Here is a 24579-nt window from a genome sequence, read left to right as displayed (position 1 = left end):
ACTTTTAAGATAGAATGACTCAAAAAATTAGGGGATAAAATTGAATTTAGAAACTATATTAATCCCTTTAATAATTTCTTTTTTTGTTTGTGTCCTTTTCTGGACAATGATTTATTTGATTCCCTCACTATTTCCAGAGGAAGTGGCAAATTTCACACTGCATTTTCAAAGGAACAAACCAAAAGACCCCATTGAAATAGGTCTTTTAACCAACCAATTCATTAAAAAAAATAATTGGGAAAAAATTAGGGCAATGAAAATGCTTGAAAACTATTTTAAAACTAACATTGCCCATTTAAAGGCTGAAAAATATAAGAAATGGAAAAGTGAATTGGATATTCAAAAAAAGCTTTTAGAACATAGAAAATTCTCAGACGATGAAATATTGCACCTGGAAACTGGAAAAGAACTTAAAGTGAGATATGACAATAACATACCATTCGAATTAAACGAATCACCTTATTATTTAAACCGTTATGAAGAGGAGTTTATAGAATTAAGAAAAAAGAAATCAACAGAAATATCTGATTTCAATGAGGAATATGAAGATTTGAAGTTTTGGGCTTTAAAAAACAGAGATCTGACGAAGTTCATTCAAGATAAGGTTTTTAATAATGAACCTTTAGAATTGAAAAAAATTGTTGAATCTAGCGAAGAATGGGCCTTAATCAATATTTGGGGGATGTCTCCTCCTGAAGAATATGATGAAACTATTTTTAAAGAAATACTCTTATTTATTGACCTGCACACTGCAGACAAAAATGGAAGAAAACTAATAAAAGAATTTAATATTGCCTTGAGCAATAATGTAAATTCATTGTCATATCTAGAAAAAATAATTAATTTTATGGATAACCCACAATACTAAATTTCAATTTCTAAACCTACTGGGCAGTGGTCTGAGCCCATGACCTGAGATAAAATGTATGCATTCTTAACATTATTTTTAAATTCTTTATTTACAAAGAAGTAGTCCAATCTCCATCCGACATTTCGCTCTCGTGCTCTGGTCCTGTAGCTCCACCAAGAATAATTATCTTTTTCGGAATTAAACATCCTGAAAGTATCCAAATAACCATTGTCTAAAAATTTATCCATCCATTCTCGTTCTACAGGTAAAAAACCTGAGATATTACTGTTTTCTTTGGGTCTTGCCAAGTCTATTTCCTTGTGTGCTGTATTAACATCACCACAAACCACAATATTTTTGCCTTGATCCCTAAGATTATTTACAACATCCAGAAATGTATCATAAAACTCTAATTTGTATTTAAGTCTTTCATCAGACATTTTTCCATTAGGAAAATAGATATTAAAAAGTGTAAAATCATCATAATCTGCAATTTGTACACGGCCTTCGCTGTCAAATTTTTTAATCCCAAAACCATTTTGAACATTTTTTGGTTCAATAGAGGTGTAAAGTGCCACCCCACTGTAGCCCTTACGTTCTGCAGAATTGAAATAACTTTTATAACCCCCTACATCCTTTAATTTCCTAGGTAATTGGTCAGGAGATGCTTTAGTTTCTTGGATGCATAAAATATCCACTTTAGACTCTTTAAACCAATCCAAAAAGCCTTTTTTGTGAATTGCCCTTATACCATTTACATTCCATGAAAAAATTTTTACTTTACTACTCACACTTACACCTTAATAATTATATTATTTCAGAATCCCCTGGAATGGGTAGGAATATTATATTAAATATATAATATTTTTAATTTTTCCTTACTTACAGAATATAAGGTAATAGCCATGCAAATAAGCCCCCAACTAAAAATGCAGTGATTAAATTGGAAGTAGTGATTGAGGCTGCAGCTTTCCACCCAAATTCTCGAATCAATATACCCACAGTAGATAAGCAGGGTATGTACAGCATACCTACAATGGCCAGAACTATAAATTGGGCGGGAGTTAATGCCAGTGATAGATCTGTACCTACAAATGACACTAGGGTTAATATGATGAATTCCTTTCTTACTATTCCTAAAAGAAGAAGTACACCTGCAAAAGCAGGTAAACCCAACCAGGTAACAGTCAATGGTGTTAAAAAATCACTGATCATATTCAAAATACCCAGTGCATAGAATACTTGAATAATAGCACTTCCAACAATAAATAAAGGGAAAACCAAGTATATTAATGATTTAGTCCTATTCCATGTTTGTTTTAAAATAGCTGAAGCATCAGGCAATCTTAATGAGTGCATTTCCATTATAAGGCTGGTTGATTCACCAGGCATTGCTTTAAGAGCAAGTTTGCCCATTATAAATATTATTAAAATATCCAGTGCATAAAGAGCTAATGCCCACCATATGTTAACAAATATGGCCACTAAACTTAATATTATTATGGTCCTAGCTGCACATGGGGCGAATGTGATAGCGAATGCTGCTAAAAGGCGTTCTCTTCGATTTTCCAGGATTCTAGTGCTATCGATAGCAGGCACACTGCACCCATACCCTAATATGAGAGGAATTAAAGCCTTTCCATGTAGCCCTATTTTATGCATGAATGTATCCATCATAAAGGCCACTCTGGTTAAAAGTCCTGAATTTTCAATGTAGGATAAAAGAATATAAAATGGAACTACAAATGGAACTATAAGTGTTATGCCCGCTACAAATCCTCCGAAAGCACCATTCCACAAAATAACATATAACAAACTTGATGAATCTAAACTCACAGGTTCAAAGAAGTTTAAAGCTTGTGTAATTTGATCCGATAAATATCCCCCAATTAAAAAAGTCCATAATAACAGGCCACCTATTATTATAATCGAACTGACATAGCCATAAAAGGGGTGGGTTAAAAATTTATCTAATTTTTCAGAAAATGGTATCTTAATTTCAGTCTGAATCTGAGCCCCCGAAGCTATTTTATTAGCTAAAGCATATCTTTCAGACGCCATTACTGAAAAAGTAGGTTCACTGTGAATCTCTTCGATTTCGTTAGCTAATTGATTAGCATAGGGGATGATTGAAGTAGTTTCAGAATTTATAAGTTTTTTAATTTCGGGATCATTTTCCAGTATTTTAATAGCCATCCAACGATTAGAATAATCAAATTCTAATTTTTCAGAGTCCATAGACTCTTTTAAAGATTTAATCCTGTTTTCTAATTCAGCCCCATATTTTATTGACTCATAGTTAATAGATTCTTTACATTTTTCTTTATTCTTTACAACTTTTACAGCAGTATCCATAAGTTCCTGTAATCCCTCACCCCGGATAGCTACTGTGGCTACTACTGGTACTCCTAAAGCTTTTTCTAACTTTTGAGTATCAATCTTAATCCCCTTTTGTTTAGCAATATCAACTTGATTAATGCAAATTACTAATGGAACTCCCATTTCCATGAGTTGTAATGTAAAAAATAGATTTCTCTCCAGAACAGAAGCATCCAAAACATTGACGACCACGTCTGGTTTTTCATGAGCAATATATTCTCGGGAAACTATTTCCTCCAGAGAAAATGTAGAAAATGAATATATGCCCGGTAAATCAATTATATGAATATTATGATCTTTAAAATTGGATTTACCCTCTGCTTTTTCAACAGTTTTGCCTGGCCAGTTACCAACAATCTGTTGTGATCCAGTTAAATGATTAAATATGACACTTTTTCCAACATTTGCATTTCCTGCAAGAGCAATTGTAAAATCAAGATTATTATAATTAATTTTTGAAGAATTGTTTAATATCCCATTATCACTATTTACCATGACTGGCTGCCCCTGTGTTGTTACTATCTTCATTAACTTGTTCTACAAAGACATTATTAGCTATATCTCGACCTAAAGCAAGTTTTGATCCTCTGACTGCGATTTCAACTGGGCCTTTTAATGGAGCAATATTCATGACACTTATTGTAGCACCAATAGTTATTCCCATATCCATTAACCGTCGGATAACTTTATAATCCCCACGAATAAAAGAAACCTTGCCGGTTTCATGTTCTCTAAGGTCTGAAATGGAAATTAAATTTTCATTTCTATTTCCTACTTCATCAACTTCTTCATTTTTACGTTCCTTACACTCTTCGCACGTGGTGAATTTAAAATTACAAGCAGGAATTACTTCCTCATCAGGACATTGAGCTGGTTGTTCTAATAAGTGACACAAAGCTCTTTCGGCATCATCTGATAGCGTATGTTCCATTTCACAAGCTTGATCATGGACTTTTTCTTTTTTTATCTTCAAAACATCGTATAAAAATTTTTCAAGTAATCTATGTTTCCGAGTGATGCTTTTTGCTTTTTTTAAGCCTTTTTCAGTCAAAAAAGCTCCTTTATAGGGAGAATAATTGACATAACCCAAACCATCTAATTTTTTTAGCATCTGGGTGGCACTGGCAGGGGCAATATTAAGATTTTCTGATATTTTTGATGTCTTAACCAGTTGACTACCATCACCAATTTTATACAGGAGCTCCAAGTATTCTTCAATACTCTCACTTAAATTTTTATTCTTTGAAGCGTCGTTTGCTGACATTTTAGGTTCACCTAAACACGTATAGATTAATTAAAGGGAGTTAAATATATAAACTTTTTGGCTTGCCTAAATGTTATCTTCTAAAAAGTAGGCAAAATACAACCTCCGTGCCCAAGAACTTTCTAAAAAAAATAATCAGACCACAAAAACCCTAATTAATATATATAAATCAAAATGATAACAACAAGCATGTTAATTAAAAAGGAGGTTCAGTTTGACATTTAAATATTTAAATTTTTTTGAAAAAACCGCTGAAATTTTTATAAACCCCGAAAAAACATTAAAATCAGTTAAGGAGAAAAATGAAGCGAAAAAAGGTGTTTATTTTTTAATATTTTATTCAGCATTTTTAGGATTGATTTTTGGAACTGTACTAGGTGGAGCAATTGGGAACCCCCTGCTTGTATTGGTTTTTGCAATTTTTGCCATAATATGTGCTCTGATAAAAATTTTTATCTGGACACTCATCACCCACATCGTTTCAAAAGTATTTTTTGATGGGGAAGGAGAATTAGGGAGATTTTTTGGACTAATGGGATACAGTGCAGCGCCTTATATCCTTTTAATAATAGGCATAACTTCTATTGCATTTGGAAAAGCCATAATTGCATCATTAATCATGTTCTTATTAGCATTGATCTGGATAATTTTTATTGGAATTATTGCTACAGAAAGTGAACAAAAAATAGGATATGGAAAATCATTCTTATCCTGTATGGGCATTCCATCTCTTCTAGTAATTATAGTGTTCTTTATAATGGGGGTACTATGATGGAAAATAAAGAAATTTTAGGGATTATTATAGTGGTAATTCTTTTAATAACATTGATTGGAGCTATTTATTTAGCTGTATTTGGATACACAAACGAAGAAAATGAAAAAGACATAGTGACTAAAACTTTTAAACTGGACAAATCACAAGTTCAGGGAATTAAAACCGTTAACTTGAATTTCTCGTCGAAATCTGGTGGGGCTGAAGTTTATTTCCCCAAAAATATGGATTCAATTTATGAAATAACTTTTAAAACTAATAATGATAGTAAAATACCAACACTCACCTATAACCGACAGGGCGACGTTCTTAATATAAATACCAATATGGAGTCAGGCTCTGCAAAAATAGCCCTGGATAGTGCATATACTTATAATGGAAATATAGAATTTGATCTGGGTGGATTAAATATTGCACTTGGAAATGGAACACAGATAGATCAATTAAATACCCATATTAAATACTTTGGTGGTGGCTATTTATTATTAGATGAGGCAGATTTCAACCAGGTTAATATGAAAGTTAACACCGGTGGTTTCATGATAATGGGAACTCCGAAAATGAATAAAAGTGGGAATATTACCACCAATGCACAGATCGGTGGAATCACCATTGCATTAAAACAGTTCAACACCACTGGTGTTTCAATAAGAGGAGTGATTGATTCAGGTGGAATTAATTTTGAACCGGGTTATCAAGTTATAAAAAATACCAATACCAGTGTAGAACTTCAATCCCCACAATTCAATCAGACACCAGTGAAATTAATTTTAAACAATTCAGTGGGTTTAGGTGGAATAAATATAAACAATTTCTTGAATTTTTTCAACATCCCCCTTTCTACCTGATTCATTAAAACTTTTTCTTTTTTATTTTATATTTAGAACATCTCCCATGTCACTTATTTCTCCTTCAGAAGCCAACATAACATATCGCAGTGATTTGATTACCCCTCTTACAAATACCTGTCTGCTATGTGCTCTGTGAACTATTTCTATTCGCTCCCCCTCCCCGCAAAGATTACAGTATGTTCGCCAATGATATCTCCACCACGAACTGCATGAATCCCTATTTCTTCAGAAGTCCGTGCACCCACAATACCGTGCCTGCCATGGATCCCAGTTTCATCTTTATTCCTTCCAAGTGCCTTAGCTATGATTTCATGTGCTTTAACAGCAGTTCCAGAAGGTGCGTCTATTTTATGTTTATGATGAGCTTCAATTATTTCAATATCATAATCATTTAGAATCATTGCAAGGTCTTCAATGATTTTAAAGAATACACTTACACCCACAGCCATATTCTGGGCAATAACTGCTTTAGTTTTATTTTTCTCGATTGCTTTTTTTATTTCAATTAATTGCTGGTCTGAAAATCCAGTCGTACCCACAACCAAATTAACCTTGCAATCTGCTGCAGTTTTTATTGTATTAGTAGCTGCATTAGGCGATGTGAAATCAACTATGACATCGGGTTTATTTTCATTTAAAACTTCAACAAGTTTTTGAGCGCCATTTAGTAGAATGCCCATTTTTTCCAAACCGATTATCTCACCAACATCACGTCCTTCCAGATGTGTGTTTGGTGAACCTATAGCTGCCACAATTTTCATGTCTTTTTGTTTAAGTATGGTTTTAATAATTTTTGAGCCAATTTTTCCGCTGGCCCCGGTTACAGCCACTCGAATCATCCTATCATTCTCCATTAAAAATTTATTTTAAATCCAGATTTAATCGCTGAATCTCATCCTAAAGGTATTTCTTTAAGGAGGAAAGCGAAGATTAAACCTGCAAATGCCAGTAATATGGCTGTGAAAAAAACATTCTGAATAGAAATTACTAAAACTTGAGTTTTGCTCAAAGCAACTGTAATTGAACTTTCTAAGGTGAAATTCATTATATATCCAAATATTGGAACGAATATAATAGCACCTACATTTCTAAAAAATCGCATGGAAGCTGTTACGATACCTATATCTCTCAGTGAAAATGCATTCTGCACAGCCACATTGAATATATTATATGCCATTCCAGAACCAATACCCAGAACAGTGGAATAAACTAATAATAAATAATAAGAAGTATATTCATTCATAGAAGCCAAAAGCACAACCCCCACCCCAGTTATAATAAATTCAACAATTACTAGCTTTTTATATTTTCCAGTCCTAGATATGATTTCTCCTGTGATTATTGATGCCATTGTAAGACAGAAAAGCATGGGTATCATTATAATTCCTGAATTTGTAGCACTCATACCTAAAACACCTTGTGCAAATAAAGGAACATAGATTACCCCCGAGAACATTAAGGCGCTTGCTAAAAAACTTTCTATTGCAGATATAGTAAATATTGAATTTTTAAAGAGATTTAATGGCAAAATTGGTTCTACTGCTTTTTTTTCAGTCAAAATGAATAATACGAACATAGTTGCTGAAAATACAATAATTCCCACTAGTTCAATGAGAGGATATGTGTTTAGATCACTTAAAAATGTTATTATCAGAAATAATGAAGTTAAAGCAAATGTAAATGTAATAATTCCAGAATAATCAAGGGTTTTTTTAACATCAGGCAATCGAAAGTTTGGAAGTGAGTAAAAAATCATTGATATGGCAGCGATCCCAACTGGAACATTTACAAAAAATACCCACCTCCAACCAAGATTATCTGTAATAACACCACCCATAATAGGCCCTAAAACATCTGCAAGTGCGAATACCGATGCAAGTATTCCCATGTATTTAGCTCTTTGCCTTGGAGAAAATATTTCTCCAACCACAATAAAAGGTAGAGATATTAAAATTCCGCCCCCAATTCCTTGAAGTCCTCTAAATATAATTAATTCAAACATGTTGGTTGCAAATCCACACATAACTGAAGTTATAATAAATATGATAATTCCCATGATTAAAACATGTTTTCTACCATAAATATCTGATAATTTGCCAAAAAGGATTATGGAAATGGTGGAGGACAGCATGTAAGATGTGAACGGCCATATATAATATTCCAAACCATTTAAACTTTTAATAACTTTAGGCATGGCTGTTCCCATGATTGAATAATCGAATGCCGCAACAAGGAGTCCGACCATTAATCCCGCCAAGATCATTATTATTTCATCTTTAGCAAGATCATAGTGGTTTTCATAATTCATAACTACCACAGGTTATAACTATATTTTTTTTAATTTTCTAAATATTTCAGGAGTAGTCTAAATTCTTTTTTTAAGGACATAATTTTTAAAAAAGATAGAATAATCAGTTAAAAAATCATTTTTCCTTAAAGAACATTTTAGTTCGCATCTCTTCTAAATTTGAAACTATACGGAACAAGTCACTTCCCGGAATACTTACCATGATATCTTCTGGATTGATATCCATATTTTTCCTTGCTGCAACGTCGCCGAATCCATAGGTGACTTTTCCAGCCATGTAGGGGGCTGCAGCCATTGAACTGCATATTGGAACCGCGTCAGCACCCATTCCATGTTTTCCTGAATCATATGCATTTGCATGAAGTAGCTCCATACCCTGTTTCGCATTGCAAACCATGAATATCACATCTGCTTCAAATTCTGCCTTATTTAAAGGAGCAAAAACTACTGCATTAAAAATTCCGGGAGTCATGTATTTTTCATTTTTCCTTGAACGTTGTACTGCAGGAATATTTTTATATAAACCCTTAGGGACCATGAATGCACCACTTTGCACATTTGCAGGGTATTCGCCCATGTCTTTAAGCCCAGAATATCTAGCCCCACCCATACATTCTTCCTCTTCCACCGTAGAATAAAAAATTTCGCCTTCCATTGCTTTTTTAAGTTTTTTACAGAATCTAGATTTATCTTCTTCCTTTTTAACATCATTTGGCTCTTTTACAGACCACATTATGGCTACCGGTTCATTTTCCAAATTTAGTAATTCATTTAATTTTTTTCCTAATTCATTGCAGTTCATTTCTACACCCTATTTTTTTAATAAAATTTATATCTCATTTTAAAGCCAAAGTTTCAATTTAAGTCCTGATTTTAGTGTTTCAGTAACATGTGAAGATATAAGTCCCCGATATCTTGAGTAAATTTCTGTTCATTAATTCCCTTGCTTTCCAGTATTTCTTTGCTCCAATCACCCATATTGACCTTACCATTGAATATTACTGATAGAAGAATAATTGATTCTATAGGATCCACATCGGGCCTGATTTCACCATCATCTATACCTTTTTGAATCGAATTTATCCCTATGAACATTATTTCTTGGAATAGTTCCCTTACTTCCTGAAATTCTTCACTACTGTTCATTTTTTCCTTATTGAATTGTTTTTTAATGGAGGTAGGAGAATATAGAAGCCTGAAATAATCAGGATATTCATTAGAAAACTCATTATTTGCATCCTTATACAAAATAAACTTTTCTAAACCAGTATTGCCTTTTTCAACTTCTTTTTTAATCATTTCAGCCCAAATTCGTATACCTTTTAAAACTACAGCAAAGTACAATGATTCTTTACTTTTAAAATAAAGATAAAGAGTACTTTTACCAAGACCGACTTTTTTTGCTATTTCATCCATTGAAACACTATCAAAATCTTTATCAGCAAATAATTTCCTTGCGGCTTTTGTGATATCGTTTTGACGCTCTTCTCTTTCTCTTTCCTTCCATTTTGCAAGTGACATATTCTTCACCATATAACCTCTGACTAAGTGATCAATTTGATGACTTGCTAGTCAGTTAAATGAATAATTGGTCATAGGAGTATATAAAGATTTTGATTTAAAATAAAATTTTTACCAATCTGAAAAAAAATTAGTGTAAAAAGAGTTTTGAAATATAATTTAATGGTGAATAAATTAATTAGAGACACGAATACTAAAAGAAGATAATAAGCAGAAACTGGCCCCAAAATATTATTAGATTCCATAAATGGGATGTAATAACTTGGCCATAATTTAACTGATTTTGAGTTGGAGTTTCTCCCTTATTTCTCACCACTTCTCTAGGAGCTCAATTGGTGGAGCTTCACCGACTAGGCAGAACTTACATAAGACCATACACTTCAATAAACGTGACTAATTTTTCTATATTAACTATTTGAAAACTAAACCAAATTCTTTGATTGCTTAGAAATTCATCAAGTGAATTTCACATTAAAATCTGTAACCCAAAACTTATCAAGAATGCTAGTTAGAAATGCTGCTAGTTTATATCTTTTTTCTTATGCCGGACCATTAATGACAGGGTTTCTTCTTCTGCTTTTAAATATGCAATAGTATCCAACAGTTACACCAAATAATCTAATTCAAGAAAGCATGCAATATTAAAATATTCTTCATTTTTCCAATTTTAATCAATTCTTTAATCATTATTTTCAATTTAATAACTGGAAAATTATTAATATTAAAAAAACAATATTAATATTGTTTATATTTTGAAAAAGGGAGAAGAATAATATGATAAAACAACAGTACTCAAAAAGTATTAATGCACCAAGAGAAAAGGTTTGGCACATAATGCTTGACAGGGATACTTACGAAATCTGGACAGAACCATTTTCACCAGGTTCGACATTTGAAGGGGACTGGAGTGAAGGGAGTAAAATAGTTTTCATGTCACCAGACGAGAATGGCAAGATTTTTGGAATGTTAAGTCTCATAAAAGAAAACAGACCATATGAATTTATTTCTATTGAAAACCGAGGCCTAGTGAAAGAAGGAAAAGAAATCACTACCGGTGAAGAAGCTGAAAAATATGTTGGATCACTTGAAAATTACACCTTTAAAGATATAGGCAATAAAACTAAATTAATAGTGGATTTAACTGGACCCGGAGAAATAGACGAAGATATGAAACAATATTTTAACGATATCTGGCAAAAAGCTCTGGAAAAGTTGAAAGAAATTGCAGAAGAATAGAATAAATAAAAATGAAATAAAGTCAAACAAAAAACCGACGGCTTCTTTTGTTATTTAGATGTATTTTCTGCACCTGTACCAAACTTAAGCTGTGAATAAAATATTAAAACTGAATAAAATTGTAGAAATTAAATTAAAACTAAAAAAAAACTCTGCTATCCTGATTAATTCCTGTTTTAAGCACCTATTATTAAAAGAAACAAAGACAATTTTTTTAGAGTATAAAAACTTGTCCATTTCTTTGTAATGAGGATTGAAAAAAATATGGGATATTGCAGCTGCAAGCACCGCCATTAAAATCAGCCTATTAACAATAACAATGGACAAAACATGCCATATACCAATAAATACAAATTTTTATATTGAAAAATATAGAAAATATTGTTTTTCCAAAATATATTTTGAATTTATGAATAAAAAAAAGTATTCACTCACCTTAACCTATTACTAAATCAATTCAGAGTGGATTATGTCAATATCAATTAAAATTAGAATAATATTAGGAAATTTTTTGAGGTTATAAAATGTGCCCACTAGTGAAAATAGAAATCCTAGAAGGAAAATCAAACGAATATAAAAAGGCCATACTGGATGCAGTTCATGTTTCTTTAGTAGAATCTTTTAAAATACCGGATTACGATAGATTTCAGCGAATTTACGAGTTAAATAAAGATTGTTTTGAAATTCCCTCTACAAAATCGGATCAAGCTATTTTAATAGAACTCACCATATTCCCCGGCAGATCTTTACAAGCCAAAAAATCACTTTATAAAAATATTGTGAACAAATTAACAGAAAATCCCGGAATTGATGGAAACGATATCACAATTATCCTTAAAGAACCCCCTATGGAAAATTGGGGTATTCGCGGAGGTAAAGCAGCTAGCGAAGTAGATATTGGTTTCAATATCAAAGTATGAAAAGTTAATAGAACATTAAATTCAACTTAATCTTTATAATCAGTCAAATCTAAAGTATATTTTTTGATTTCCCCTAAAATATCGCTGGCATAATAAGCTGAGAAAATAATCCCCATAACTGTGACAATCCAGAATGATACCAAACGATCTACTAATGCAATACTACCTGCTAATGATGCAGAAACTCCGAATAATACGAATAATCCTGTGAGTGAGATTTCAATCGATCCTATTCCTCCTGGAAGCGCTGAGAGAATTCCAACTAAATTAGCCAAGAGAAAAATAATTATTATTGCAAAAAAACTTATTTCAATATTAAAAGCAGCAAATACAATAAAAAGTCGTAAACATTCCAATAACCAAGACATTAAAGATAAAACACAGATAACTGTCAAATTTTTAAAATTGGAATAAGATTGAGTGTACTCAATTATTCCTTTTAACCCAACGGTGAATTTATTATAAAAATTATCTAGGATTTCCTCTTTGATAGGTAATTTTGAAAAAATTTTGTGTATTTTTTCATAAAGAATTAAACCACTTCTTTCCCTCCAATTTATAAGATAAACCAGTACAGTTACACCAATAGAGATTAAACCTCCTAAAAAAGCAAGTACTCTCACTTTTGGAATAAAAATTGCTGAAATTAAGAGTAAAACACCTACTATGGCTAGATCGAAAAACCGTTCTGTTAAACCTGCAGATAACCCTTCAGATAAAGTGATTCCATTGATTTTTTTCCCTGCTACTGCATTTAAAACTTCACCTGCACTTCGCATAGGACTAAAATTACCTGCAAAAAGGCCAATTGTTTTAACAATATAATTTTTTTTAAATTCAAAGGGCTGGTCAATTATAAACCCCCACCTTAATGCCCTTATACCCACAACCACCAAATGTATAATTAAAGCTAATAAAATTAACCACCAATCTGCACTTTTCAATGCATTAATAATATTTATCGGGCCTAACCATAATATTAATAATATTACGAGTAATAAGCTAACAATTAATACATAAAATTGCTTCAAAATAGAATCTCCTTTTAATTTTCCTTATGAAAAGCCTTATGATAAATTTGAGGTATTTTAAAACATCCATCAAACCGATATACGATTTTTCATCCTGATAGTTACAAGATATAGGTTCTTCTTTAATCAATAAGCTATTTTTTGATGCTTGGTAGAGAGCCTCTGACTCATAAACGTAATCATCATATTTGATATGGAGAAATATTTCAGCACAATTACTTGAAATCGCTCTGAAACCACTCTGGCTGTCTGTAATATGATATCCTGTGACATAACTAATAAGTTTTGTAGTTAATTTATTAGAAAACCGTCTCTGAATAGGCATATTCCGAAAATCATCTTCTTTAAACCTTGAACCAATTATAAAATCATATCTCCCAATTGACTGAGCTAAAGATGGAATAGAATCCGGATCATGTTGACCATCACCATCAATAAAGACCATGACATCATAATCATCATTTAAAGCTTTTTTAATACCTGTTTTAATAGCTGCCCCTTTTCCTCTATTTTTAGAGTGTTTTATAATATCTGCACCCGAAAGGCTTGCTAGATTTGAAGTTTGATCAATTGACCCATCATCAACAACCAGAACATTAGAATAAGTTAAAGCCCCCTTTACAACAGAAGATATTGTTTTTTCCTCATTGTAAGCAGGTATTATAGTAATAATTTTCATTTTTTTCTCCAATTGAGATTAATGTTTTATAATAATTAAAAAATCAGGGCAATTGATTATAATTAATTGACATATACTAAAAAAATTTCATTTTGAACCTAACTCTTTTAAGATAAACATCTGTTTAAATTAATTTGAAATTACTGCTATTAAACATTTATTAAACCATCATCTCAATTTTCTAGCTATACTATAAAAAATAGAAATGAATTCAACTGAACTTCCAGAGAATAAAGGACTAGCTTAAAAAAAATAATATGTTTATGGGGGATTTATAGAACACAGCAGAATATATTAGTACAAAATAATTGGTATGCAGATATGAATTTTCGCATTTCAAAATAATATAAATATCTTAAAAATAAAGCTAGAATGATTAACATTTAGATGACGGGGTTAAAATGGAGAAAAAAATCCTTATTGTAGAAGACGAAGCACTGACTTCAATGGAAATCGAAGCATACCTCGAATTATGGGGTTATTCAACTTTAGTAGCTCCTGCAGGAGAAGAAGCGATTCAATTAGCTTTAGAACATAATCCGCATCTTATATTGATGGACATTGTGTTAAAAGGAGAAATAGACGGAATAAATGCTGTGGAAAAAATAAAAGAAGCAATTGATGTTCCAGTTATTTATTTATCTGCTTATAATGACGAAATGAATCAAAATCGTGCTAAATCAACCCTGCCCCATCATTTTTTAGCGAAACCATTCAACAAACAAGAATTAAAATTTACTATCGAAATGGCCTTAATAAAACATGAAATGGAGAAAAAAGTCAGAGCTAGTGAAAAGCATTACAGAATACTGGCAGATAATGTCACAGACATAATTTCTGTACATGATCCCACCGGATTAATCACCTACATATCTCCTTCATGTGAAAATATAACCGGTTATACTGTAGAAGAATGCATTGGTAAGAATGGGTATGATTTTATACATCCCCAAGATTTAGATGTTCTTAAAAAAGCTCAACAAATTTTAAGATCCGGTGATTCATATTCTGCAGAATTCAGACTCAGAAAAAAAGATGGGTCTTATTTATGGGTGGAAACTAATGGTAAGGGTATTTTTAAAAATGATTCAGTAAAAGAAACCATAGTTGTGACTCGAAACATCTCTCAAAGAAAATCAATTGAAGAAAAACTGAAAAAATCCCTTGAAGACAATAAAATGTTGCTGAGAGAAATTAACCATCGTGTTAAAAATGATTTAATGCTAATTTCTAGTTTAATGAATCTTCAATGCAAGCATACCCAAAATCAAGAAGCAATTGACATTTTGCAAGAAACACGCAGCAGAGCATATTCAATGGCTTTAGTTCATCAAATGATTTATAAATCTTCAAAATTAGAATACATGAATTTCGAAGATTATATAGGTTATGTAACCACGGAACTATTTAGAGTATATCAAAAAGAAGACCAAATCATTAAATTAAAAATGGATCTGGAAGAAGTATTGTTAGATGTTAATTTTTCCATCCCATTGGCACTTATATTAAATGAGTTAGTAGTTAATGCCCTAAAACATGCATTTCCAGATCTTAGAAACGGCAATATTAAAATAAATCTTCATAAAACCCCTGACGGACATGTTTCATTAGAAGTTGCAGATGATGGTGTAGGCGCACCTTCTGATTTTAGTATTGACAATACAGACTCTTTTGGATTTGAAATTATAAAAAGCCTGGTTATTCAAATTAAAGGTAGTTTAGAAACTAATTTCGAAAATGGCACCAAAGTGATAATTAAATTTAAAATTTAACTATGAATTAAAATATTATTTAATCGGCGGTGGTGTCATTATAAAACAATATTTGACTCCTAAAAATTATTTAAAGTTATCTGTAGGTCTTTTAATTACTTTTGGGGTTTTACTGATTCTTTTTCAGCAAGCAACTCCGTCTAATTATAATCATAGAGCCGTGGCAAGTTCTATAATTCTCCCCATAGCCAATTTATTTGTAGTATATCTATTATTTAAAGCTTTGAAAAAATCAAAAGAATATGGGCGAAATTATTACCTAGCATGGACTATTATATTTTTAGCCCAAGTTATATGGTTTTTTAGTGATTTCCACTGGACAATATTAGAATTAGTATTTAACCAACCATCTTACGAAACTGAGCACTTTATACCTTATGCATTATATTCCATGTTATTTTCTGCAGGTTTACTCATATTACCCCGACCACAACTAAGCATTTTAAAAAGAGCAATAAGAATCGTGGACATTGGGATAATGATTACTATTATTTTTATGATGATATGGGCATTTTTAATTGAATCTGCCGTAGCTTACAGCCATAACGATCTTTATAACTTAATTATAATATCTTTATTTATTATCACACAATTCATATTTATATTTGTTAACATCACGGTATTCTTTAGAAATGCAGGGCAGTTAAGAAATAGGCCGGTTTCATTTTTAATATTAGGTGCACTAATATTAATATTGGCCGCAGCCATTTTTGGTTTTTACAGTGCTCAGAACACATATTTAAGTGGCGGAGTGGCTGATTTCATATGTTTAACTGCCTATTTATGTATAGGGTATGCCGCTGTTTTACAAATTACTCAAAAACAGTGCGAATCCATAAAAGATCTTTCATATAAATCAAAATTCATGAATTTAGCTATAACTCCATATTTAATTCCAGTTTGGGGTTTTACATTTTATTTATCAATCATATGGATTTATTACAGCAACCCGAGGATTTTTTTGAATATGCTACTTGCAACAAGTCTGGTAATCGGGCTTGTACTTTTCAGGCTGATGCTCACTATGAGAGAGGCCCGGTCTGAGCGGAAAACTGCTGAAGAAAACGAAAAAAAAGCAATGGCCTTAATTGAAAATTCGATTGATGCTATAATTATCATGTCTCATGAAAAAGAAATTGTACAATGGAATAATGGAGCAGAAAAAATTTTTGGTTATAAATCAGAAGAAATCCTTGGTAAAAAAATTGATTTTATTACTCCAAAAGAGCATATAGAAGAATTCAATGAAATACTTACCCATATAACCCAAAATAGTAGTTTGAAAAAGTTAGATAAAATTCTTGGCCATGAGAAACCAAATAGAACTGTACAAAAGTTAAATGAAATACTGGAATTTACATTCATTCGAAAAAATGGTCAGAAATTTCCTGTAGAAATCTCATTGACTTTTTGGCCACTTAATGATAATTTTATGATGGCAGCCATTATCAGAGATGTCACAGAACGTAAAAGAAATATCGAACTTCTTGAAAAAAGTGAAAGTAAATTTAGAAATGTTATTGAACAATCATATGATGGCATTGTTTTATGCAAAAAAGGAGGCCAAATTGTTGAGTGGAACCGCGCAGCTGAATATATTACTGAATTAAAAAAAGAAGAGGTTATAGGAAAATTTCTTATAGACATTATGTTAAACTACTCCCCTAAAAAAATGCTCCCTAATGTTCAAGAAAATATAGAAAAAACGCTTGAAAATCTATTTTATGATTTTGAAATCCCTGAAGATGTGAAAACATTGACTTTCACTTTAAAAACCCCCTCTGGTGTGATTAAAAACATAGAAAAGACTTCATTCCCACTTATAACTCTGGATGATCCAGTATTATGTGTTGTTTTACATGATATCACTAAGCAGAAAAAGGCAGAAGATGATTTAAAAAGTTCTCTGGAAGAAAAAAAAGTATTATTAATGGAAATACATCACAGGGTGAAAAATCATTTACAAATTATTTCCAGCCTGCTCAGTTTGCAGTCATTGACCTTTGAAGACGAACAGATCGTAAATGCGCTGGTAGAAATTCAAAATAGGGTTCAAACCATAGCTATGACTCATGAAAATCTTTATCAATCGTCTAATCTTTCAAAAATTAACATGAAAATATACATACTTAAAATTATTAACAATTTGACCCGTACTTATGAAAAAGAAACATTAAATCTAACTATCATCCCCCAAATTGATCAAGTATATCTTAATATTGAAACTGCATCTCCCTGTGGACTTATAATTAATGAATTAATGACCAATAGTATAAAATACGCATTTCCTCATGATTTAAATGGAAAAATATGCATTGAATTGACTAAAAAGGATGATGATTTATTCCTTAAAATATCAGACGACGGGATTGGCCTTCCAGATAATTTTGATTATGATAAAACGAATACTCTAGGATTAAGATTAGTTAAAAGCTTAACAAGGCAAATGAATGCTGATTTAAAAGTAGACATGTCGGAAGGAACATGTTTCCAAATTAGGTTTAATGAATTAAAATATAAAAAAAGAATATAAAAAATTAAAAATCTGGATCTTATCAATAAAAAAAATCATAAACAAATAGTAGTAGTGATATTACAGGCAATAACATGATCATATAATAATATTTCTTTTCTGCACCAATTTTAGTGAGATAAATTCCGGCCACAATAGAAATTGCCAGCAAGAGCCAACCAAAAGCTGTGTATAACGCCTGGATATAAAAATAATAAATAGATGCCGCTAATATAATTATTATAAGAATGTAGTTAGTGTTATTTGCTTCCATTATTTCCCCTCTTTACAAATTTCAATGAAATTTCTCTATTTTATTAAAGTAGGACATTAATATAATTAATTTCTTTTTTGTTTATAATAAATACAATGCTCTGGATTTCCAGGGCCTTTAGGGTGTCTGCAATAAATTTTTACCTCTTTGAGTTCTTCGACAACTATTTCGCAATTAAATAAACAATTAAGACACTCTCTACTCGAAGATACTATCTTAAATTCTGTTCCGCTGATAATCTTGCTCATAATGCACCCAAATCTGATTAAATTTTTTTGATAAAATAAATTAAAGTTTATTATATTTATATTTAAATAGGTTAAAGCCTCATTATTAATTTATAAAACTACACTCTAAAGAAATTGCATAATGATTATTTAAACAACATTAAAATAAATAGCATCCATATTTTAAAGGTAAAAAAATGATAAACCATGTCTACGGTCTGGCTGTAAGAGCTTTAATCAGCGACGATGACAGAAAAATCCTCATTATTAAAAGATCAACTGATTCAAAAACTAATCCTGGAAAATGGGAACTTCCCGGTGGAAAAGTAGATCAAAATGAATCATTTGATCATGCTCTATTGAGAGAAGTTTATGAAGAAACTGGCCTTAAAATAGATTTAGACCATGTTGTTGGTGTTTCTGAGCAGAATTTACACCTTATTAGGGCCGTCCACATTATAATGTCTGGAACAGTTACCGGAGGAGAACTTAATTTAAGTGACGAGCATGAAGGTTATGCTTGGGATTTTTTTGAAAATCTTTCGGACTATGATCTGGCGGATTGGATGGATGATTTTTTTAAAAACCAGGCTTTGGTTAATTCAGAGGACATACCTGTAGAAAAAAAAGAAGAAAATGCTTTAAAACCATGGATCAAATCTATGAAAAACTATCTGGATGACGCAATAAAGAATAGATAGAATTTTATTTTAAATTCAACTAGCACTTATGATCTTTGAATTATTCAAATAAATATCCACAATAACAAATTTAATCTACCCAAACAACTCCCCATCAAAAAAGCCAGCATTTTCATTTTTTTTCTTTATTATTGGTTTTTTACTAAAAAATCTTTATATTTACTACTTCATCTGGACATTTTATAGCAAATTCTTCAGATTTTAGGTTATATTATTATTAATTTACACTAGACGCCTATAATATTGTTTTTATTCACCGATTCTGTAAATTAATTCACTATAGATATTAGTACCTCAAAAAACCCATGTTTAGGGCGTATAAATAATAAAAGGAGATATTTATATCTTAATACCATTTCAACTAAGAAATAGGAAAAATTTACAATACCCCTGCAAAACAAATTTCTCTATTCAAAAATAAAGTTATGTAAAATATTTTTATAAGTGAAAATTTCAGAGCTCGTTTTTGTAAGTTGATTTATATACTTTGAATTACAAGATTATGTTCTATAAATTTTGAAATGAAACTCATATATCGCAGTATTGTATTAATAAAATGATTTAAAAAAATGAATAATTATGGTGTATTATCATGGAAAAAATAATTATAGGTCTCCCTAAAGGGAGTTTGAATAATGTAAATAGAGGGAATACTTACCAGTTATTTGTTGATGCGGGTTATGAAGTTAGAGGATATGAACCTGGGAAAGAAACCTATGAAATTGATATTCTAAATGACCCTGAAATTAAAGCTTTTTTGACCAGACCACAAAGCGCCCCTGTGGAACTAAATAGAGGAATGATTGATATTTCCATAATAGGGGAAGATTGGGTAAAAGAAGAAACAATTGCTATTAAAGAAGAATCAATCACCAAAATAGGAGATTTAGATTATGGTCAGACACGATTAATCGTTGCTGTACCTACTGAAGCCCCCTATGACTCTTTAAGTGAATTTTTCAGAACCAATGCTAATCGTGATACTCCCATACTTTGTTTCACCGAATACCCTAACCTAACCCGAAAATTTGTTATGGAAAATGAAGGTTATCAAGAATTATTTGGAGACAGTATTCCATTGGTACAGGTTCGCGGATTAGTTAATGGAGATAATGACAAGGTCCAGATTATCAACTCAGATGGTGCTACTGAAGTTTACATTGCCAAAGGAGCTGATTTAATAGTTGACAACACACAAACCGGTAGCAGCCTTAAAAAAGCAGGCTTAAAAATTCTGGAAACTATTATGCATTCCAGTGCCGGGCTTTATGCCGGCCCTTCTTGTGAAGGTTTAAAAGCTGAGAAAGCTCAGATGATATTTGAACAGTTATTTGGAGCAATAAAAGCCCGTAAATATTTCGATGTGAAATTCAACATTGCCAACCATAGAGTAGAAGATGCAAAAGAATTCTTACTATCCCACAAATATTGTTCAGATGAACCAACTGTTGTAAAAGGAAATATATTTTCACAAGTAAATGTACTAATACCTAAAAATAAGTTTCCGGAAATGTTAACTGGAATTAAACAATTTGGAGCATCAGCTATTGTTAGAGAAAATGTAAAACAATACGTCCAATAATAAAAATAGTGAAATATTTATATTTTTTTGTCTTTCATTTTTTTATTCATTCGGCTTAATTTTACCTGTTATTGCATCACTTATAACATTTGAGTGGCAGGGATCTGGATAACAAGTACAAAGTAAATTCAATACTTCTCCTTGATCATGTAATTTTCTTAATTCTTCGATTCGCTTCCATTGAGGACTATTAGCAGGAAGCTCCATGAGATATTTTTTAAATTGTTCATTGAGTTTTCTTTTGCAGCCGCGGTTATAAGGGTTTTCTAATATAGAACCTTCACCAACAAATTCCACAAACTCACCATTCTCATTTTCCCACATATTTTTATTTCTTACACGAATAGCCACAAATTCACCCCATAATGAAACCTATCAATTCTACTAAGTCACACTTTTGTTGATATATAATATGTTCAATCTTTTAGATATTTTTTTGCTTTTTGCCTTCAATATTTCTATTTTTATTAACAGAATCAAGTAGATATTCTCTTTGAGATATTTTCAATAAAAAAATCGTGAAAATCTTCAACATATACTTAGAATATTAAGTTAAATAAACATTTATAAAATAATTTCAAAGTATATTCTTTTTTACGAGCATGAACTAGTTTATTGGTATTTTTAATAAAAATATAGTCTAATGGCATTAAAAAATTGATAAACAAAAGATTATAAATTATTATTGTAAAAAAATGGGTGCAGAATATAAAGAAAAGAGCATATATCAAACAAAAACCATTAATGAATTTTAACTACCGAATCCAAAGAAATGGCACTAAAATAATATTTGAATGTAGATAAAAAATATACTGAAAGCATCAACTTAGAATTAAAATGGAGATATATTAATTTGCCTAATTAATATGATGAAAACCATTTCCATACTTTAACCGATGAATTAAATATGATTATAAGTTTAAATAAAAAATAGTGAAAAAAGAATTGTAGGTTTTATTTTTTAACTTATTAAAGCAGATAAAAGGATTAAACAAAATAGAAATTATAATAAATAGACCTGAACACTATTAAAAAATAAAAATTTCATTCACTTTTTTCTGATTCTGGTTCTACTTTCAAGCTGTTAAGTAATATTTTAAGTGATGAAAATTGTTCCATGTCTTTTTCAGATTTAAAATTTGCAACTTTATTTTTACCTCCACAATAATAGCATGATTCTTGATCTTTTTTCCAAGGTTTTCCACATATAAAACATTTTTGATTAATTTCTGGTACCAATTTTTTTACCACCAATTTTTTTCGCGACCTTTTTTAGTTAGTATCTTTAAGTATATAAAAACAGATGAAAAATGAAAATCTTTAAAAGAATTTAAAAAAGGAAAATACAGTTCATATCTAATTAATCTGATTATGGCTTTATAAAAAAACTATTCATGAGAAAAACAAAAAAAATATTATATTATTGAATACTTGATAAATAGTAATAAAAATTAATTTACAGGGCGGAATGAATTATTTTAAGTTTTTAAAAGTATTTAGTGCTTCATTTATCCAAATTTTTTCTAAATTCAGTTGATTAATATTTTAAATAACTAATAAACATTATCATTTAATATTACTATCCTAAAAGGAGATTAATAATCCAACTATACTAATCCGTAATCCATGGAGATAAAAAACGTCAAAGAACCATTTATTAATCTTAATTTTTAAAAAAAAGGCACCATAAAACTTATATGTGCTCATTTTAAGATAAGGTATTTAGTGATAATATGAATGATCTACGAAATCATAGGAAATTTTTATTTCCTGTGATGATTTTATTATGTTGTTTATTATTTGTAAATGCAGTTAGTGCAGTAGATGTATTTATTACATCAGACAGTATATCGGGAGATAAACAGACCGATGTGGACAACCTGAATTCCATAAAAAGTAACCTTGAAAATGGGACTTTGAAGGGCAATGTTAATGTAACTGTTGATAAAAATGCTTCAAAACCCGGCGAAGGTGAGCGAGCACTTAGCAAAGCCAAAACAAATGGTGTTGCAGTGTATTTAGCTGCCAGTTGCCCTGGGGCTATGAAAGCAGTTGCTAATAAAGCCAAGTCATCCAAAAAAGTAGTTATTTTTGTGAATGTAGGTAAGCTAGATCTAAAGAAAACCGGCGTTTTAAGAAGAGCATGGGACGATAATTTCTCAGATCCTAGTTTTGCAGGTATTAAAAGCCCTTATATATTCCTTACAAAATCAGGAATATGGGTTATTCAACCTAATGTTGACTGTGCCTATGGAACTCGAGCTCAGAAAAACAAGTTTATTGCAGATCAGATTAGTAAAATTCTGAAAAGTCGTTCGCTAGTTTCACTCACATCAACCAGCGGCAGGTTCACATCACCAAGCAACAGATATTACGATACTAAATTAATATTAAGCCACAAAGTATCGCCCGCCACTCTGGCAAAGCTGTCACTAGCCGTATATAATACCAATAAAGCAAAAAAGACAATAAAAACCAAATATTATGGTTACAGTACTCCAAAATATCTTTTGATGACAACGGATTACATGAATGGAGCTATTAAAAAGCCAATTTATGTGAGAGGTCCGAAATCTTCGCGCATAAAAAGCACATTTTCTGGATCCTTAACCCGAGCTGAAATACGTGATATATCAACCAGAGTAAATAGATTTATGAGAAAATACAAGCGTGCACCAAGTTATGTCAGATATAACGGAAAGCTGATTGGCTACAAAGATCTTCTATTGATGTATTCCACGATTACTAAATCCCATACATCGAAATCTAAAATGGTGTTGCCTAAAACATATAAGTTTAAAAAAGTGTATCGTTATTAAATACACTTAATTTTTTTTATTTTAGTTTGAAAATCTTTAATTATTCTATTTTTACCACAGATATTTATTTTTACAGCATCTAGAAATGCTCATCTAAATCTTAAATTAGGGCTTAGTGATTTTTATAATGATGTACTAAACGCACCACTCCTTCAACATTTAATAAGTACATAAATTACAGCCCCTCCTAAAAATGTATTTTTGATAAAACTCCACTGAAACAATATTTGATGACAGTACAAAGTACAGGAGATTAGTGAAAGCCTATTGTAAATCATGATGATATGGAACTGCATGGATAATTTGGTATGCAAAATACAATAAATTAAGAGGCCATAGATTTGCACGATTATTCGACAGATTCATACACACCTACATCCATTTCATCTACTTGTGGATGAATGAAACAATGAAAATTTGAAATAATATTTGGAAATTAAATAGACAAATGAATGCAAAGTGAAGTCTTTTCATTTAAGATATAATGTGAAAAAAATGAATTTTTTAAAACAATGCAAATAAAACTCTAAAAAGAAATCTATATGAAAAATAATTATACTTCTTATTTGAATTAGTTATAAATTAAGAGTAATTAAATGATCAATGAACTTAAATAAAAAACCAGAAAAAAATGAATTTAATAATTTAACTATTTTCACGTTTTCCAAAAAATAATTATCAAAAGAGGATTAAAAGATGAAACTAGAAGATTTACTTAAAAAGTGTCCCAAATGTGGATCTCAAGATAAAACCGCGCAAAGAAAAATAGTAGACGAACATAAAGCCCATGCTACTATGAAAGCTATTGTATGTGAAAAATGTGGCTATATATTTGAATCTGGTGATAAAGATTGAATTCAAAGGTTTTTTTAAATAAAACT

General features: G+C 30.9%; 23 protein-coding genes and 1 pseudogene. 11 read left to right on the top strand and 13 right to left on the bottom strand.

Translation table 11 applies throughout. The features are described 5' to 3' along the window. The first annotated feature begins 40 nt into the window (after positions 1-40). On the top strand, positions 41-868 hold the full coding sequence (locus MXE27_RS06525) for a hypothetical protein (RefSeq protein ID WP_248611605.1): 828 nt from the start codon (positions 41-43) through the stop codon (positions 866-868). Here MXE27_RS06525 and xth read toward each other — a convergent pair. From xth to MXE27_RS06510, 3 genes are all read right to left on the bottom strand, one after another. Continuing rightward, positions 865-1641 (bottom strand): exodeoxyribonuclease III, encoded by a 777-nt coding sequence (xth, locus tag MXE27_RS06520; protein WP_248611604.1) that lies wholly within the window; start codon positions 1639-1641, stop codon positions 865-867. The two genes, MXE27_RS06525 and xth, sit on opposite strands and share 4 nt — an antisense overlap. Before the next feature lie 91 nt (positions 1642-1732). Next, positions 1733-3724, bottom strand: coding sequence for a ferrous iron transport protein B (gene feoB / locus MXE27_RS06515; RefSeq protein ID WP_248611603.1), 1992 nt, complete (start codon positions 3722-3724; stop codon positions 1733-1735). After that, positions 3714-4493, bottom strand: coding sequence for a metal-dependent transcriptional regulator (locus MXE27_RS06510; protein WP_248611602.1), 780 nt, complete (start codon positions 4491-4493; stop codon positions 3714-3716). Before MXE27_RS06510 ends, feoB begins: the two co-directional genes overlap by 11 nt. A 214-nt stretch (positions 4494-4707) precedes the next feature. On the opposite strand from MXE27_RS06510, the gene MXE27_RS06505 reads away from it, so the two are divergent. Both MXE27_RS06505 and MXE27_RS06500 read left to right on the top strand, forming a co-directional pair. Then, positions 4708-5265: a YIP1 family protein gene (locus tag MXE27_RS06505; protein WP_248611601.1), complete on the top strand. Its 558-nt coding sequence runs from the start codon at positions 4708-4710 to the stop codon at positions 5263-5265. Then, on the top strand, positions 5262-6113 hold the full coding sequence (locus MXE27_RS06500) for a hypothetical protein (protein WP_248611600.1): 852 nt from the start codon (positions 5262-5264) through the stop codon (positions 6111-6113). The genes MXE27_RS06505 and MXE27_RS06500 overlap by 4 nt, the downstream gene beginning before the upstream one ends. Before the next feature lie 21 nt (positions 6114-6134). Here the strand turns inward: MXE27_RS06500 and dapB are convergent. From dapB to MXE27_RS06480, 4 genes and pseudogenes are all read right to left on the bottom strand, one after another. Then, positions 6135-6955 (bottom strand): annotated as a pseudogene (dapB, locus tag MXE27_RS06495) (4-hydroxy-tetrahydrodipicolinate reductase). A gap of 53 nt (positions 6956-7008) precedes the next feature. Next, positions 7009-8424 (bottom strand): MFS transporter, encoded by a 1416-nt coding sequence (locus MXE27_RS06490; protein ID WP_248611599.1) that lies wholly within the window; start codon positions 8422-8424, stop codon positions 7009-7011. Between the two features lie 115 nt (positions 8425-8539). Beyond that, on the bottom strand, positions 8540-9226 hold the full coding sequence (locus tag MXE27_RS06485; RefSeq protein WP_248611598.1) for a DUF169 domain-containing protein: 687 nt from the start codon (positions 9224-9226) through the stop codon (positions 8540-8542). 71 nt (positions 9227-9297) lie between these two features. After that, complete coding sequence (locus MXE27_RS06480; RefSeq protein WP_248611597.1) at positions 9298-9945, bottom strand: TetR/AcrR family transcriptional regulator; 648 nt, start codon at positions 9943-9945, stop codon at positions 9298-9300. Positions 9946-10719: 774 nt separating this feature from the next. Here MXE27_RS06480 and MXE27_RS06475 point away from each other — a divergent pair. Both MXE27_RS06475 and MXE27_RS06470 read left to right on the top strand, forming a co-directional pair. Continuing rightward, entirely contained in the window at positions 10720-11181 is a 462-nt protein-coding gene (locus MXE27_RS06475) for an SRPBCC family protein (protein WP_282731089.1), read from the top strand. Positions 11182-11705: 524 nt separating this feature from the next. After that, a complete protein-coding gene (locus MXE27_RS06470; protein WP_248611595.1) occupies positions 11706-12101 on the top strand; it encodes a tautomerase family protein in 396 nt (131 codons plus the stop codon). A gap of 26 nt (positions 12102-12127) precedes the next feature. Here MXE27_RS06470 and MXE27_RS06465 read toward each other — a convergent pair whose 3' ends face one another. Together MXE27_RS06465 and MXE27_RS06460 are read right to left on the bottom strand one after the other, a co-directional pair. Next, on the bottom strand, positions 12128-13132 hold the full coding sequence (locus tag MXE27_RS06465) for a UPF0104 family protein (RefSeq protein ID WP_248611594.1): 1005 nt from the start codon (positions 13130-13132) through the stop codon (positions 12128-12130). Continuing rightward, a complete protein-coding gene (locus tag MXE27_RS06460) occupies positions 13104-13811 on the bottom strand; it encodes a glycosyltransferase family 2 protein (protein ID WP_248611593.1) in 708 nt (235 codons plus the stop codon). Before MXE27_RS06460 ends, MXE27_RS06465 begins: the two co-directional genes overlap by 29 nt. 401 nt (positions 13812-14212) lie before the next feature. Between MXE27_RS06460 and MXE27_RS06455 the strand changes: the two genes are divergently transcribed. Together MXE27_RS06455 and MXE27_RS06450 are read left to right on the top strand one after the other, a co-directional pair. Then, complete coding sequence (locus MXE27_RS06455) at positions 14213-15583, top strand: PAS domain S-box protein (protein ID WP_248611592.1); 1371 nt, start codon at positions 14213-14215, stop codon at positions 15581-15583. A 52-nt stretch (positions 15584-15635) separates the two neighbouring features. Continuing rightward, a complete protein-coding gene (locus MXE27_RS06450) occupies positions 15636-18116 on the top strand; it encodes a PAS domain S-box protein (RefSeq protein ID WP_248611591.1) in 2481 nt (826 codons plus the stop codon). A gap of 22 nt (positions 18117-18138) precedes the next feature. Here MXE27_RS06450 and MXE27_RS06445 read toward each other — a convergent pair whose 3' ends face one another. Both MXE27_RS06445 and MXE27_RS06440 read right to left on the bottom strand, forming a co-directional pair. Continuing rightward, positions 18139-18369: a hypothetical protein gene (locus MXE27_RS06445; RefSeq protein WP_248611590.1), complete on the bottom strand. Its 231-nt coding sequence runs from the start codon at positions 18367-18369 to the stop codon at positions 18139-18141. A gap of 65 nt (positions 18370-18434) precedes the next feature. After that, positions 18435-18617 (bottom strand): hypothetical protein, encoded by a 183-nt coding sequence (locus tag MXE27_RS06440; protein ID WP_248611589.1) that lies wholly within the window; start codon positions 18615-18617, stop codon positions 18435-18437. Between the two features lie 176 nt (positions 18618-18793). Between MXE27_RS06440 and MXE27_RS06435 the strand changes: the two genes are divergently transcribed. Both MXE27_RS06435 and hisG read left to right on the top strand, forming a co-directional pair. Beyond that, positions 18794-19297 carry an NUDIX hydrolase gene (locus tag MXE27_RS06435; RefSeq protein WP_248611588.1) on the top strand — a complete coding sequence of 168 codons (504 nt, stop codon included), beginning with the start codon at positions 18794-18796 and terminating at the stop codon, positions 19295-19297. A gap of 592 nt (positions 19298-19889) precedes the next feature. Next, positions 19890-20879, top strand: coding sequence for an ATP phosphoribosyltransferase (hisG, locus tag MXE27_RS06430; RefSeq protein ID WP_248611587.1), 990 nt, complete (start codon positions 19890-19892; stop codon positions 20877-20879). 42 nt (positions 20880-20921) lie between these two features. Here hisG and MXE27_RS06425 read toward each other — a convergent pair whose 3' ends face one another. After that, the gene (locus tag MXE27_RS06425) at positions 20922-21230 is read right to left on the bottom strand and encodes a DUF4326 domain-containing protein (protein WP_248611586.1); all 309 of its coding nucleotides are present in this window, start codon (positions 21228-21230) and stop codon (positions 20922-20924) included. A gap of 693 nt (positions 21231-21923) precedes the next feature. Continuing rightward, on the bottom strand, positions 21924-22118 hold the full coding sequence (locus tag MXE27_RS06420; protein ID WP_248611585.1) for a hypothetical protein: 195 nt from the start codon (positions 22116-22118) through the stop codon (positions 21924-21926). 494 nt (positions 22119-22612) lie between these two features. Here MXE27_RS06420 and MXE27_RS06415 point away from each other — a divergent pair, with 494 nt between their 5' ends. Both MXE27_RS06415 and MXE27_RS06410 read left to right on the top strand, forming a co-directional pair. Continuing rightward, the gene (locus MXE27_RS06415) at positions 22613-23698 is read left to right on the top strand and encodes a pseudomurein-binding repeat-containing protein (protein WP_248611584.1); all 1086 of its coding nucleotides are present in this window, start codon (positions 22613-22615) and stop codon (positions 23696-23698) included. A 696-nt stretch (positions 23699-24394) separates the two neighbouring features. Continuing rightward, entirely contained in the window at positions 24395-24553 is a 159-nt protein-coding gene (locus MXE27_RS06410) for a TIGR04165 family Cys-rich peptide (protein ID WP_248611583.1), read from the top strand. Positions 24554-24579: the final 26 nt, after the last annotated feature.

Origin of the sequence: Methanobacterium alcaliphilum, assembly GCF_023227715.1 — an archaeon.
Classification (GTDB): domain Archaea; phylum Methanobacteriota; class Methanobacteria; order Methanobacteriales; family Methanobacteriaceae; genus Methanobacterium_E; species Methanobacterium_E alcaliphilum.
Note: the sequence above shows the minus strand (reverse complement) of the source record. Positions and strands in the feature narration are given on the sequence as shown.

Bases quoted from the DNA above. Each gene is read 5' to 3' on its own strand.
- feoB (WP_248611603.1), bottom strand. From the start codon at position 3,724: ATGGTAAATAGTGATAATGGGATATTAAACAATTCTTCAAAAATTAAT.
- MXE27_RS06510 (WP_248611602.1), bottom strand. From the start codon at position 4,493: ATGTCAGCAAACGACGCTTCAAAGAATAAAAATTTAAGTGAGAGTATT.
- MXE27_RS06500 (WP_248611600.1), top strand. From the start codon at position 5,262: ATGATGGAAAATAAAGAAATTTTAGGGATTATTATAGTGGTAATTCTT.
- MXE27_RS06490 (WP_248611599.1), bottom strand. From the start codon at position 8,424: ATGAATTATGAAAACCACTATGATCTTGCTAAAGATGAAATAATAATG.
- MXE27_RS06485 (WP_248611598.1), bottom strand. From the start codon at position 9,226: ATGAACTGCAATGAATTAGGAAAAAAATTAAATGAATTACTAAATTTG.
- MXE27_RS06480 (WP_248611597.1), bottom strand. From the start codon at position 9,945: ATGTCACTTGCAAAATGGAAGGAAAGAGAAAGAGAAGAGCGTCAAAAC.
- MXE27_RS06475 (WP_282731089.1), top strand. From the start codon at position 10,720: ATGATAAAACAACAGTACTCAAAAAGTATTAATGCACCAAGAGAAAAG.
- MXE27_RS06470 (WP_248611595.1), top strand. From the start codon at position 11,706: ATGTGCCCACTAGTGAAAATAGAAATCCTAGAAGGAAAATCAAACGAA.
- MXE27_RS06460 (WP_248611593.1), bottom strand. From the start codon at position 13,811: ATGAAAATTATTACTATAATACCTGCTTACAATGAGGAAAAAACAATA.
- MXE27_RS06455 (WP_248611592.1), top strand. From the start codon at position 14,213: ATGGAGAAAAAAATCCTTATTGTAGAAGACGAAGCACTGACTTCAATG.
- MXE27_RS06445 (WP_248611590.1), bottom strand. From the start codon at position 18,369: ATGGAAGCAAATAACACTAACTACATTCTTATAATAATTATATTAGCG.
- MXE27_RS06440 (WP_248611589.1), bottom strand. From the start codon at position 18,617: ATGAGCAAGATTATCAGCGGAACAGAATTTAAGATAGTATCTTCGAGT.
- MXE27_RS06435 (WP_248611588.1), top strand. From the start codon at position 18,794: ATGATAAACCATGTCTACGGTCTGGCTGTAAGAGCTTTAATCAGCGAC.
- hisG (WP_248611587.1), top strand. From the start codon at position 19,890: ATGGAAAAAATAATTATAGGTCTCCCTAAAGGGAGTTTGAATAATGTA.
- MXE27_RS06415 (WP_248611584.1), top strand. From the start codon at position 22,613: ATGAATGATCTACGAAATCATAGGAAATTTTTATTTCCTGTGATGATT.
- MXE27_RS06410 (WP_248611583.1), top strand. From the start codon at position 24,395: ATGAAACTAGAAGATTTACTTAAAAAGTGTCCCAAATGTGGATCTCAA.